We start from the raw sequence: 14023 nt of genomic DNA, 5'->3' as shown, positions 1-14023 counted from the left end.
AAGACCACAATCACAAAAAAAGCCAATTCTAGTTCAAATCTCTCTCTAAAAGCATGCTACCAACAATGGTAAGCTTTGGCTCTATATTCTTAAATAATTTGAATTATTCTAAAGAACCCAAAAATGAATCATATAAAAAAACAGAAGAAGCCTAATTTTATAAAATTAAGCATACTTAAAAGCTCAATTTTATTATGATAATACACTAATTATGTGGTGATTAGCGTTGAATAAAATTTTTAATCGTCAACTTTAAAATGAAATTACCTAGAAATCTAATTAGGTTCTTTTTGCAGTTCTTTGATTAAGGCTGAAGGAAGCACACCCATTCTTTTTTTGAAAGCTGAGTTAAATGACTCTTTACTTTTAAATCCAATTTCATTGGCAATTCCTTGAATAGAATATTTTCTGAACTTAATATCATTTTGAAATTTATTAATAACATAATCTATCCTTAAGTCATTTATGTAGTCGGAAAAACTCTTGCCATAATGCACATTAATTATTTTGGAGAGGTATGTGGTATTAGTTTTAAGTTTTTTAGCAGTATTGGAAGCTGTGCAATCGATGTTTAAAAAATATTCTTTGTTCTCAAACTCATTTAATCTTTCTATAATTCTGCTTATTTCATCACTATTAATTTTTAATGAAGTTGTTTTTGTTTTGGTATTTTTATCATTTACCCTATCAACTAAGATTTTTAGCTTTTCTTTATTTGCTTTTTGCTTTTTCTTGTAATAATAAATGACAATGGAAATAGTAAAAAAAGACCCCACGAACATCATAATTAAATAAAAACGCTGCCTAGATTTTTGATTTAATAGCTTCTCTACCTCTTCATCATATTGAGCTATTTCTGTAATTCTGAAATTAGAGTTCACGGAATTATTAACATTCATTTGTCTATTTAAAGCTTCTAAATGTTTTTCAAAGTAAAAATCTGATTTTTTCAGATTTCCTTCATTTAAATGAGATTTATATAGAAACTTGTACAGGTCTCCATAGTAAAAGCCTGCCCTCTGATTAATGTTGATACGAGTTGTATCGATTGACTCAAATTTTTCAACCGCTTTTTTAAAATCACCTTCGTGATAACTCACCAATCCAGAGTAATATAATTTTGAATATTTTTGAAAAGGTTCATTAAAACTTTTTGGTATAAATTCTATTGCTTTACGAAGATTTTTTCTAGCCGATATAATATCATTTTCAAGAAAATTGATTTCCAAATTATTAATGATATTTCGATATTTTAAAACTCCAAAATTATCTGAATCAGTCGAGTCCAATATTTTTTTTGCCATCTGATTATAAGCTCTTGCCGAATCTATTTCCTTTAGGTCAATATGTATTTCGGAGAGTTCCAAACACGTTTTTTCTAGACTTCCACCCCATATTTTAAACTCTTTATAATCCTCTGAGTTAGCAATTTCCTTTAGAATAGATAAATTCTTCTTATAGTATTCTAAAGCTTGATTAAAATCACCAGTTAGTTTATAAAAACCGGCTATATCATCATAATATTTACTTTCCCAAACAGTACTCTTTATCTCTTTAGAGATTTCTAAAGCTTCATAAATGTTCTTAAAAATTCTTGGGTCCTCCATCCCAAATTTCATTTTTAAATAATTATTCTTTAAATGGTACGCTTTGAGCAATGGAATTTTTAAGTTATTAGTTTTGGCAACAGCGAAAAGTTTATCCGTTGACTCTATAAGTTTCAGGGTATCGTTATGTTGATAGTAATAAGAGGCTAAAGCATGATAGCCATCAAATAGATCATCTGAATTATTTTCATTGATAGATTGTGAGATAAAAAGGTCGATGTATTTCTTGGTCTCAAGGCTATCCAAATAATAGTATTTGTTAATTGAATCCCTGTAAGATGGATTTGTATTGATTGCCTTCTGTGACCTTAGCGAATTAAGGGAAAATAGTATTAAAAGATAAAAGGTTAATTTCCTATTATTTCCTAGACAGTTTATTCCAAGATTGTTTTCAAATTTATCTAAATACACAAATTGAATTTTATTTAATATTCAAAACTTAGGGAGAGCTAAGGTTGTAAAAATCAAGCTGCAGAAAGATTATGAAGAATTAGTATAACGCCAAGATTAAAACTCTCAATTAAAATGCTCAAAAATGTTTATACGCAAATAAGGATGTTTATATATTATAAGAAACAAGTTATATTATTTATTTATCAAATAGCATTATCAAAACGTTAAACGACATTTATGAAACATAAATGGATACTAGTGCAACATCAAAAATTACAATTTCGATAGAGCATTAAGATAATTCATTTTCAAGATGGAAGTAATCGCAAACAAGTCTGGAATTTATTATGAATCCACTCTTCTAAAAGGTAGAAGAAACAGAGGCTGTTTATGTTACTTTAATAAAACCCGATAAAAAATAATCTAAGTGTTTGTTGCAAAATAAAAGAGTTTAGTGACAAATTTTACCGACACTTTAATATAAATACTTTCTTGTAGACGTAAGTAAAAAATGGGGGGAGATGTGTTCTTAAAAAAATATTGATTTTGTTTCATTTTTTAAGATTTTGAGTTAGCGCCACCATCTACCTCCCATTTACTTCTCATTTTAACTTTTCTGAATTAGTAGCCCCCTTACTTTTTACCATAAGATTCAATTTTAATTTCAAATTTTAGGGCATTCGTTGCAAACTAAAATACTCCTTTCATTTTTTCATTTTCTTTCGACTTCTTTAACTTTCTATTAACGGAATTCTACTAAATGGAGACAACAGAATTCAATGAAATAAGGAAGTTGAAACAATTTAACTAACTCTATAAATTTAAATTTTTGGATGTATGAAATTAATTAAAAAAAAGAATTTATTATTTCTTCTTTTTGCTTTGATTCTAGCTAGTAGCTGGGCCCAAACTAAAACAGTTTCCGGAACAGTAACCGACCAGGATGGTTTACCACTCCCTGGTGTTAACATCGTGGTTGAAGGCACAACTACGGGTACCCAAACTGATTTTGATGGAAATTACAGTATTTCTGCGAGTGCTGGCCAAACCCTTGCCTTTACCTATATAGGTATGCGCGAGATAAAGCAGACCGTTGGCGCATCTAACACCCTTAATGTACAGATGCAGGAGGATGCCCAAGCCCTAGAAGAGGTTGTAGTGACAGGTCAAGGGATCAAAAGGGAGAAAAAAGCTTTGGGTTATGCCGTGACCTCCGTTGGGGCGGAATCCATTGAAAACAGGACCGAAGGTGACGTTGCCCGTATCTTGGCGGGTAAAGCTGCAGGGGTCAATATCACCGCTGCAGGTGGTATGTCCGGTTCCGCTACGAACGTTACCATTCGTGGTCTAAGTTCCTTTAGTGGGAGTAACCAGGCACTATTTATCGTGGACGGTGTCCCCTTTAGTAACGATACCAACGTCGGAACCAGTGATGATCCAAATGACCCTTCCGACCCAGCATTCCTTAGTGGGAACACAGGCTCCTCAAGGTTCCTGGACATAGACCCAAACAACATTGCCAATGTAGAAGTGTTGAAAGGTCTTGCCGCTACCACTTTATACGGTACATTGGGAAAGAACGGGGTTATATTGATTACTACAAAGGCAGGGGCCGGTACAGGCGGTACAAAGAAAAACGAGATTACGGTCAACCAGTCCTATTTCGTTAACGAGTTCGCATCCTTACCGGATTATCAGTTCCAATATGGTAACGGTTTCGACCAGCAATTCGGTTGGTTCTTCAGTAACTGGGGACCCAGTTTTGACGAAGGCGGTGTTTCCGGTTGGGGCAGACAGGCCTTGATCGACGAGAACGGAACCTTGGAACATCCCTATTCCACGACTGCCGTAGCTGCAACACGGGCCGCATTCCCAGAGTTACAGGGGGCAAGATATGCTTGGCAGCCATACGAATCTGTCAAGAATTTCTTTAAACCTGGGTATGCAACCAATACATCGGTAAACTTCCAGGGAGCCTCCGAGGACGGGAATACCACCTACAACGCCAACCTTGGATATTTAAATGATGTAGGATTTACTCCAGGGAACTCCACCAATAGGATGAACTTCTCGGTTGGTGGTAGGTCAAAACTATCCAATAAATTTACGATTGCGGCCACCATGAACTATGCGCGCACGGATTATAAGTCACCTCCGATCGCCGCAAGTTTGGGTAACGGTGGTGTAGATGGAGTATCTGTGTACGGACATGTAATGTTCACCCCGATCAGTGTTGATTTGATGGGCTTACCTTTCGAAAACCCGATTACAGGCGGAAGTGTCTACTACCGTAACGGGAACGATATCGTAAACCCGAGATGGTTGGCAAAGAATGTGACCAACCGCCAATTGACCAACAGGGTATTTTGGAACGCATCCCTGACTTATGACATCAATGACAATTTGGCCGCTACATGGCGTACAGGTCTTGATTTCTACAACGAACGTAACGAAAACGCTTCCAACAAAGGAGGTGTAGACCAGCAAAGCGATATTTTCGGGTTCTTGGATACCTATGACAACAACAATACCATCTGGGACCACTTTGCTTCCTTAAGCGGAAATTACGATTTGAGCGAAAAAATAGGCATGACGTTCAACGTAGGTGCGAACGCCCGTTCGGATTTCTTCGATAGACAAGGGGTCGCCAGTATTGGTCAGATCGTGTACGGTATCAAGCGCCACTATAACTACTTGAACCAGCAACCGATCCAAAGAAGCCAAAAAAGAAATATCGTAGGTGTCTTTGGGGACGTGAGCTTTGACTATGACAACTTCCTGTTCCTGAACGTAAGTAGCAGGACGGACTGGGTAAGTAACCTGATTACCGAAAACAGGAGTTTGACCTATCCAGGGGCGAGTTTATCCTTTATCCCAACGGCCGCTTTTACAGGCCTACGTTCCGAAAAAGGAATCAACTACATGAAGTTACGGGCAGGTTACGGTACTTCCGCTAATTTCCCAACTGGATACCCTACCTTGAGTATTGCAGAACAGAATACCTTGGTCTATGGCGAGGATGGTGGTGTAACGACCAACCAAATCGCGAACTTCAAGGCAAATCCAAATTTAAAGCCCGAGTTGTTGAAGGAATTCGAGCTTGGTCTTGAGACTAGGTTGTTCCAAAACAGGGTATCCTTGGACTTTACCTATTATAACAGGACTACGGATGACCTAATAGTGCGTGAGCCACTTTCTCCCTCAACTGGCTTCACCTTTACACAAAGTAACATAGGCCAGATCAGCAACATCGGTTACGAAGCGGATTTGGGTGTGGATATCTTTAGAAACCCTGATGGTTTTAGCTGGAAATCCAACGTGAATTTCTTCTCGAACAAGGAGACCGTGGAGGAACAGGAGCAGGATATCATCATCTATGCCGGTTCTACGGATTTGGACGAAGGCGGTAACGCCGCAATTAAGGGAGAGTCCTTAGGCACAATCGTCGGTAATGCCGTTGCACGCGATGCCAGTGGAAACCTGCTTATAGATGAGGCCGGTAACTACATCACCACACAGGTGGATGCGGATGGTAACGTTCCCATTATCGGGGATGCGGTTCCTGATTATGTAATGAACTTCATCAACACCCTCAGTTACAAAAACTGGCGGTTGGGCTTCCAGGTAAGCCATACTGCAGGAGGTGACATGGTTGCCAATACCGTAGCCTTGTTGCAAGGTCGAGGTATGATCCAAGAAACCGTGAATAGGGAGAACACCTATATCTTACCGGGTATCAGACAGGCTACGGGACAACCAAATGACCTGCAGATCAACAACTCGCAGTATTTCTTTAGTAATATATTGTTCGGTCCTACCGAATTACAAGTATACGATGCTTCTGTGATTAGGTTACAGGAAATATCCTTGACCTACAATCTACCCGGGAAATTCTTGGACAGAACACCTTTCAGCAAGCTTGGCTTTACGGTACAAGGGTTCAACCTATGGTATGATGCCTATAACATGCCAGATGGTGCCAATTTTGACCCCAACGTGGCAGGTGCCGGTATCGGTAACGCAAGGGGCTTCGATTTCTTGAACGGGCCAAGTAGCCGCAGGTATGGATTGACAGTGACTGCATCCTTTTAATTATAAAATTTGCTAAAATGAAAAAAATATTCAAAACAGTTTTAACAGTTGCTTTTGCAGGGCTTGTATTCAATGCCTGTGAAACCACGGATCTGGACCTACGGGTCAGTCCGAACGACCTGGCGATCAGTCAGGCGGACCCTAACCTGATATTGAACTCGATCCAGTTGGCCGGGGTATCCAATATGGACCGCTTTAACGAACTTAGTGCCCAGCTAACAAGAATAGAATATATGACCGGGCGTATCTATTTCAACAACTTCCAAGGAAATATAATGAACAGCGTTTGGGCGCGCACCTACAGTAGTGAGTTCAACTTGGCAGGTGATACCGGTGTAGATGTAGGTCTTTTTACCAATGTGGACGCCTTAAAGCAAATCAATGCAAACAGTGATATCAATTATGATTTCCACGTGGCCGTAGGACAGACCATTAAGGCCTACTCATTATTGTTATTAACGGATTTCATCGGGCAGGCAGCCTTTACCCAAGCAGGAAACCCGGACGAGTTCCCGGCCCCCATCTTGGATGATGGTCCGGTTGTATATGATGGGGCTTTGTCCCTTTTGGACGAGGCGGAAGCTTTGTTCGCTACCAACCCACCAACCCAAGGTGCAACGGATTTCTACTATGGAGGCGATAGCACCAAATGGATCAAATTGATCAACTCGATACGTTTAAGAACACACTTCTTGACAGGTAATACAGCTGCTTTTAACGCCGTTATAGCAGGTAATAATTTTATATCCGATATTGAGGATGACTTCCAGTTCCAGTACGGTACAAGGGTACTGCAGCCGGACACCAGACATCCAGAGTATGAGGATGATTATGGACCAACCGGTGCAGGAGGTTATCTGAGCAACTGGTTGATGGAGACCATGAGAGTGAAGGAAGACCCACGTATCCGGTACTATTTTTACCGTCAGGTAGAAGCCACACCGGGAGCGGACGCCGATCCGGACGAGCAGTTCCTAAGCTGCAGTCTTTTCTCCGTACCCCAACATTTTATAGACGGTGGCTATACTACCTTCTGTAGTGTTCCCAATGGCTATTGGGGCCGTAACCATGGTAACGATGAGGGTACCCCACCAGATGGCTTCTTTAAGACCGCTTACGGGGTATATCCAGCTGCGGGACGCTTTGACGATAACAGCTTTGAGCCCATTGGCCTTGGCCAAGGGGGTGGCGGGGCCGGTATCAGGCCAATCGTTCTTGCTTCATACGTAGATTTTTGGAGAGGTGCCATGGCAACAACTCCTGCTGCAAAGGCTGAATTTTTACGAAGCGCCATGGAAAAATCCATTGCGAAGGTTCAATCATTCGGCGCAGTTGACGGAAATGCCGACAAATCTTTTGAGCCTACGGAAACTGAAGTTTCCGATTACATTGATGATACCGTAGCAGCATTCTTGGCGGCTTCAGGAGACGCGCAGGAAGATATCTTTGCGGAACAGTATTGGATCGCCCAATGGGGAGGTGCACAGGAGGCCTGGAACTACTACAGGAAAACAGGATATCCTACGACCTTGTCCCCAAGTTGGGAACCAGATCCGGGACCGTTCCCAAGGTCTTTCTTCTACCCACAGGACGAGGTAATCACCAATCCTAACTTGCAACAACGTGCGGACTTGACCAATCAAGTGTTCTGGGATACCAACCCTGCCAGTCCAGCGTTTCCACAAGCCAATTAATTTTAAAATAGTATGACAATGAGAATCAAAAATATAAGTTACACAGTTTTGGCAGCCTTGGCTTTTATATTCCAAGGGTGTACCGAAGACGAGAGTGTCATCACGGATGTCCTTGCGGATACTACAAGGGGAGCTGTTCTACGAACCCTGTCCTCATCCTTTCCTGATGTAGCGGAAGGTTCCACAGCCAGTACGTTTACAGGGAACTTTGAAATACAGTCCGATGAATCGGCCGCAATAGTTAGTGTTGATGTTTTCGGAGAATTCATCGATAATACCGGTGATACCCCGGGTGATGCGTCAGGGCTTATTACCAACATAAGTACTTTTGACGATACCGAATTTGGTCTTCAAGGATTTACCTACAGTACAGGCGTTACTGAAATTTTGGGCGCGGCAGGCGTTTCCTTGGATGCCGTGGAACCGGGAGATCAGTATAGGGTGCGATTTGAATTGGTAGCCGAGGATGGAAGAAGGTTTTCCTCCGGACAGAACACGGGTACGCTTACCGGTGGTTTTTTTAGCTCACCGTTCAGATTTACGGCAAACGTGATCTGTGCCCCAATCGTACCTACAGCAGGTACATGGACGGTTGTTACTGTAGACTCCTATGGAGATGGATGGAACGGCGGTAATTTGAGCATTACCATAGACGACAACGATCCAATCACATTGACCAACAGCTTGGATAACGGAGGACCATATCCAGATGCAACTACGGAGGAATTGACCTTTGAGGTGCCAGTGGGTGCACAGGCCATCCAGATTGTTTACAATGGAGGTTCCTTTGATGAAGAGGTCACCTTCCAGGTGATTTCCGCAAATGGAAACACTATCTTGGATTTGGGTCCGGAACCTGCTACTTCAACAGGATTAATCGATTATTGTTTGGATTTGGAATTATAGTTCCGATCATACATGGATAAAAAAAGCGGTTCCAATATTGGAATCGCTTTTTTTACAACTTATTTTACAAAAATAAAGTAGATAAGATCTAAAAGGAGAGTAACATTAATGATTAGAAAAAAAACCTTATCGTAAATCATTAAGATGTAAGAATCACCTGCTTCAAACTTTCCGTTTTTTTAGCCTATTATGTAATTATCTCCGATATTTTGATATGAAGGATTCTGATTGCCGAGTTATTGTTTTCTGGTTTTAATATATAATTGCATGAATTATTTAGCCTTTATTTAGAAATTAACCATACCGTAAAGAAGGTGACTGCTGCAGCCCTATCCCGCCTAAATACCGAACTGTTCCTAAGGTTTCTTGAAATAACCAAACCGGCCATGACAGTTTAGGACTTTCCTTTCCCTCCCCACAAAACCTTAAGCTATTACACTTGTATATTTCTTTTAACAAATGAGCTCCTTAAGACTTGATTCTTTTTCAATATCCAACTTCTTAGTTTAGAATAACTCGAATATTTCAATCGAATTATTCAAAGTATTAATTCTATTGTTAAATGTATCCGTGAAACGGATAGCAAGTTATGTTTTGCGGGTCGCAAAACTGTCTACTTCTTCGAAGTGTATTTATATTTTCGTTAGTGTGGGTAGGGGAAAGAATGCCAAGCTTTATTTTACTTGCCATTACCCTTTTAAAAATTGATGACCTTTTCTAAGGCGTCATCCGTATCCCTATGCATAAAATTTGCTTGGTAATTAATCGTAGTGGTAATGGAAGAATGTCGATATAGTTTTTGTAACATTTGTATAGGTATTTTATCGCCAGAAATATTTCCAAAACTGTGGCGAGCTATATGCATAGTAAGTTTTTTATCTAGAAGCGCAATTTCAGCTATTTGCCCAAGATATTTGTTAAGCTTTTTAGTGCTTGTCTTTATTTTATTGAAGACCTCTTTTGGGCTCTTATGATTAACGTTTTTTAGTTCTGGAAAAACAAAATCATCCTCTGTTGGTGTAATGAATTCATACGATTTTAGAATAGGTCTTACTTTGTCCGGTATTTTTAAAGAGAGAAGCTTTTCGTTCTTTCCCATACGATAATGGAGTCGGTCATCATATATATCCTTCCATTTAACCTTTAATACATCTCCAACTCGCATTCCGGCAAAATAGAAACTAAAGAGCCATAGGTTCCTTGCATGTCTTTGTGGGTTATTTAATCCCTCAAGATTCTCAATTGTTTGGATTTCCTGTATTGTCAAACCTATTTTTTCTGTTTCCGGAAATTTAATTCTGATTTTATCCGATCCGAACGGATAAAGTTTTCTATCTACAATACCTAAGCGTATAGCATGATTGTAAAGAGTTCTTATAACTATTAGGTTATTAACGATGGAACGTTGCGATACTTGGCGCGTAGTTTTCAAATAAAAGGAAAAACGCCGTAATAGGTTTTCATCAATCTCATGGAAACCTAAATCGTTGTTATTAACATACTTTAGGAAGTGGCCAATTCTAGCTTTATCGGAGGACAAACGTTGTAGCTTGTTGGATTTTTCTAATTCACGCAGATAGTTGTCGGCAATTTCTTTAAAACTTGTTTTAGCAATGGGAGAAGCAATTTCCTTCTTTATCTGTTTTGTAGAAACATCTTTCTTATGGGTCTGTAAATCGATTAAGGTTTGGTTTGCCTCCGCCAATTTTTTAATAAGAAGATTATTTAGGCGCCTTGCATTTGGATGGGATTTTCGAACCTCACGATTGGCGGCATCCCAGTATTTAAACTCGATGTATTGTCCTGTGTATAAATAGGTCGTTTTCCTATTTTTTGTGATACGAACTACTAAGGGAAAAAGACCTTCTTTGTTCGCTTTCTTACGAAGGGATACCTTTATACTCGATGCCACACCTTTCTATTTTTAGGAAAGATATGAATTTTAGGTACAACATAGGTACAACAAATTGTGGTTTTTAATGGTTTTATGTGGTTTATTTTGGTTTAGTGAAAAACATAAATATCTAAAAATAAGGTTTTTAAGGATATATGAATATTAATTACGCTGGATTCAAAATCCAGTTCTTTCGGGAGTGTGGGTTCGATTCCCACCTCGAGTACAAAGAAAAAGCCGAGATTCATGTCTCGGCTTTTTTGTTTCTTTAGATAAGGTATAGTTTAAGAATGGAATTATCTCAGGTGCTACCTTTAAAATTTATTAAACGCCATTATCGCTCTAATATTTATTGCTTTGCCATCACTTCTTTCCCAAAGCCATTGACATCCAACCAATGAACAAAAGCATCGAACCAGCGATTGCTCGTACGGTTTGGATTTCCTAGGCCAAATCCATGTCCCCCGTTTTGATATAAGTGGAATTCTACTGGAATACCAGCTTTATACCAGGAATCAATAATCCCAAACTGTCCTCTAAAAAGAAAGTCATCACTTGCAATAACATAAAACATAGGAGGTGCGTTATTAGGAACTTCAACAGGTCCCATACCACCATAAATGGGGCCTATAAAAGCTAACTTCATAGATTTTGAATTTAGTGTTGAATGCATAGTTAGCCCGGCCCCTGCGGAAAACCCAATCATTCCTATTCTCTTGGTGTCCACGCCCCATTCCTTTGCACGTTCTATTATCATTGCATAGGCGGCCTCTGCATCCTCCAATTGGTTGGAAAGGTCCATTTGTCTAGGCGGCACGGGTGTTTCTTCCTTATTCCCATTCGAATTTTCAGTAGGTTCTGGAGTTCGAGGTCGGTTCATCCATGCGGTGAAATCATCAAGGGACTCTGGGGTAGGGTGTAAACGATATTTAAGTACGAAAGCAGCATATCCTTCCTTGGCGAGTGCTTCTGCCACTTCCCAGCCTTCATTACCCAGGGATAGCCATCTAAATCCACCACCAGGGGCAACAATAACAGCTGCGCCATTTGCCTTATCAGTGTCTGGTAAAAAGGGAGTAAGTGTGGCTTGCGTTATATTTCTGGCCATAGGATCGCCCCATTGCCTAAACCAGGATTCCTTGGCAGGCTGATTTTCCACACCTCCTGTTTTTAACGGAATTGCCTTTGGTTCCTTCGGTGCTTCAAGTGGATAGATTGTCCCATCTTGGGCTATCATAGGGCATTTGCCAAAGAAAACCAGAAAAATGGCGAGTTTCAAAGGGATTTTAAAATTATTTAGCATTTAAAGGTGTTTTAATTACACTTAAATGTAAAAAATATATTTAATAAATAGCCCTTGTAATTCAACGTATCCACGAACAATGAATTTTCTATTTATTAAATACAAATTTTTACAATATGATATTTTTATTGCATATATAATAGCAATTTAATACATTGCCTCTATTAAGTGTAAAAAACACAGTTATAAACAAGTAATTTGTAGGCAGCAAATACTTCACCTTGGAATCGTAAAAACACATATGATGGAAATGCCAAGCCATAAACTTCTAGAGCAAATGTTTTTGGACCATTATAAAGAATGGTGTCTAAAATCCTTTAGTTATGTTGAAAATATGGATGATGCCCAAGATGTTGTTCAAAACGTTTTTATCAAACTTTTGCAAAAAGAAAATCTTTCCCATGTTATTGATATTCATAAATATCTTAATGTGGCAATAAGGAACGAAAGCCTTAAAAAAATAAAAAAGAGCCGTGAGACTTTTCAACTTAACAACCAATCAACAGAAGTACCTTCCCATGAAAGCGAGTTGATAAAAGGGGAAGTTTCTGAAAATATGCTAAGAGAACTAGAGGCTTTACCTGAGCAGAACAAAAGAGTTTTTACCCTATGCGTACTGGAAGGTAACAAGTATGAAAGTGCCGCAGAAATCATGGGAATTACCGTAAATACGGTGAAATATCATCTTAAGAAATCTTTTAAGTCTTTACGGATAAATTTAAAGGATGTGTATTTATGGTTCTTGTAAATTAAGCATTCTTTAATTTTATACATCTTTTTTTGATAAATCCACTACCCGATTTTAATCTTCATGGGTCTTAATAGTAGACAACGTTGATTTGTTTACTAAATAAATAGGATTGATAGCAAATATTATAGTTAAGAGGATAAAGGGTACTTTGAGTCGTGAAGAAGAGCTTTATTTTCAGAAATGGCTTTACCAAAGCAAGGATAATCAACTTACGTATCAAAGACTGGTGAAGTTGCATGAGCTAAATGTGCCTTTGCCTGATGTAGACGAACTGGATGCCAAGAAAGCTTGGCAACTTCTTGTTCATACCGGAAAGCAAAAAAGAAAGGACGATTCAAAATTTTCTGGAAGGGAAATTCTAAAATACGCCGCCATTTTCGTGGGGTTATTGGGTTGTTTTTTTATGTACAAGTCTTTTCAGGAAGATATTTCTATAGTTGAGCCAATTGATCCTGATTCCATAACATTGGTTTTGGGTAATGGAAAAACCCAGGTACTTACCAAAGAGGGTACGTTGAAAATAACCAATACTAAGGGAGAGGTTCTTGGCGAAAAGGTGGATGGTTTGGTTGATTATTCGCAATCAAAAAATGAAGACGAGGTGGAAACGGAGTCGGAATATAACACCTTGAGGATACCCCATGGAAAGACTTTCAAGGTAGTCCTTTCAGATGGAACTTTAGTTCACTTGAATGCTGGGTCATCATTAATATATCCCGTAAAATTCCAAAAAAATAAAAACAGGGAGGTCTCATTAATTGGTGAGGGCTTTTTCGAAGTAACAAAAAATGAAAACAGTCCTTTTATAGTCACATCTGGTGGTGTGGATGTTAGAGTGCTGGGTACCAAATTTAATATAACATCCTATCCTGAGGACCAGAACCAAAATACGGTTTTGGTCGAAGGTTCAGTTCGACTTTACAAAACCGGTTCTATTTATGACCTGGAAAACTCTACCCTGCTTTCACCTGGCTATAAAGCCGAATGGAATACAGAAACTAACAATATTGATTTAGAAAAAGTACATACAGAATTATATACAGGTTGGATAAACGGCAAACTGATGATGAAGGAAATGGTCTTTTCCAATATTGTTAAAAGGCTCCAACGGCATTACAATGTTACCATTACAAGTGAGAACCATGAATTGAATAATAGAGTGTTCACGGCCACATTTGAGAAAGAATCAATTTGGGAGGTATTGGAAACATTTAAACTGGAAACACCCTTTGATTATGAAATTGAAGGAGACCATATACGTATTAAATAGCAACCTTAAATCGACTTGCCTATGGTTACAAATTAAAAACTAAAATCAACCTACAGAACCCACTCAATTCTGTAAGAAAGAAAACTGAATCAATTAATAATCAACAATATGAT

General features: G+C 38.9%; 8 protein-coding genes. 5 read left to right on the top strand and 3 right to left on the bottom strand.

What is annotated here, in order from left to right; translation table 11 throughout:
• Positions 1–275 precede the first annotated feature (275 nt).
• Positions 276–1853, bottom strand: a complete 1578-nt coding sequence (locus FEK29_RS07785) for a helix-turn-helix domain-containing protein (protein WP_138257861.1) — start codon at positions 1851–1853, stop codon at positions 276–278.
• Between the two features lie 984 nt (positions 1854–2837).
• On the opposite strand from FEK29_RS07785, the gene FEK29_RS07780 reads away from it, so the two are divergent.
• From FEK29_RS07780 to FEK29_RS07770, 3 genes are read left to right on the top strand one after another with little or no spacing between them, the layout of a single operon-like run.
• Entirely contained in the window at positions 2838–6092 is a 3255-nt protein-coding gene (locus FEK29_RS07780; protein ID WP_138257860.1) for a SusC/RagA family TonB-linked outer membrane protein, read from the top strand.
• A 17-nt stretch (positions 6093–6109) separates the two neighbouring features.
• Positions 6110–7786 carry a SusD/RagB family nutrient-binding outer membrane lipoprotein gene (locus tag FEK29_RS07775; protein ID WP_138257859.1) on the top strand — a complete coding sequence of 559 codons (1677 nt, stop codon included), beginning with the start codon at positions 6110–6112 and terminating at the stop codon, positions 7784–7786.
• Between the two features lie 18 nt (positions 7787–7804).
• Positions 7805–8692, top strand: a complete 888-nt coding sequence (locus FEK29_RS07770) for a hypothetical protein (RefSeq protein ID WP_138257858.1) — start codon at positions 7805–7807, stop codon at positions 8690–8692.
• A 697-nt stretch (positions 8693–9389) separates the two neighbouring features.
• Here FEK29_RS07770 and FEK29_RS07765 read toward each other — a convergent pair.
• Both FEK29_RS07765 and FEK29_RS07760 read right to left on the bottom strand, forming a co-directional pair.
• Positions 9390–10604 carry a site-specific integrase gene (locus tag FEK29_RS07765; RefSeq protein ID WP_138257857.1) on the bottom strand — a complete coding sequence of 405 codons (1215 nt, stop codon included), beginning with the start codon at positions 10602–10604 and terminating at the stop codon, positions 9390–9392.
• Positions 10605–10935: 331 nt separating this feature from the next.
• A complete protein-coding gene (locus FEK29_RS07760) occupies positions 10936–11889 on the bottom strand; it encodes an alpha/beta hydrolase (RefSeq protein ID WP_138257856.1) in 954 nt (317 codons plus the stop codon).
• A gap of 250 nt (positions 11890–12139) precedes the next feature.
• Between FEK29_RS07760 and FEK29_RS07755 the strand changes: the two genes are divergently transcribed.
• The gene (locus tag FEK29_RS07755; RefSeq protein ID WP_205123403.1) at positions 12140–12637 is read left to right on the top strand and encodes an RNA polymerase sigma factor; all 498 of its coding nucleotides are present in this window, start codon (positions 12140–12142) and stop codon (positions 12635–12637) included.
• Positions 12638–12749: 112 nt separating this feature from the next.
• On the top strand, positions 12750–13910 hold the full coding sequence (locus tag FEK29_RS07750) for a FecR family protein (protein WP_138257854.1): 1161 nt from the start codon (positions 12750–12752) through the stop codon (positions 13908–13910).
• Positions 13911–14023 lie beyond the last annotated feature (113 nt).

The sequence above is a fragment of the Maribacter aurantiacus genome, assembly GCF_005780245.1.
Taxonomy (GTDB): domain Bacteria; phylum Bacteroidota; class Bacteroidia; order Flavobacteriales; family Flavobacteriaceae; genus Maribacter; species Maribacter flavus.
This window is presented reverse-complemented; position numbering and strand designations above follow the sequence as displayed.

Excerpts from the sequence above, each read along its gene's own strand:
- FEK29_RS07760 (WP_138257856.1), bottom strand. The coding sequence starts at position 11,889 with ATGCTAAATAATTTTAAAATCCCTTTGAAACTCGCCATTTTTCTGGTT.
- FEK29_RS07775 (WP_138257859.1), top strand. The coding sequence starts at position 6,110 with ATGAAAAAAATATTCAAAACAGTTTTAACAGTTGCTTTTGCAGGGCTT.
- FEK29_RS07780 (WP_138257860.1), top strand. The coding sequence starts at position 2,838 with ATGAAATTAATTAAAAAAAAGAATTTATTATTTCTTCTTTTTGCTTTG.
- FEK29_RS07755 (WP_205123403.1), top strand. The coding sequence starts at position 12,140 with ATGCCAAGCCATAAACTTCTAGAGCAAATGTTTTTGGACCATTATAAA.
- FEK29_RS07770 (WP_138257858.1), top strand. The coding sequence starts at position 7,805 with ATGAGAATCAAAAATATAAGTTACACAGTTTTGGCAGCCTTGGCTTTT.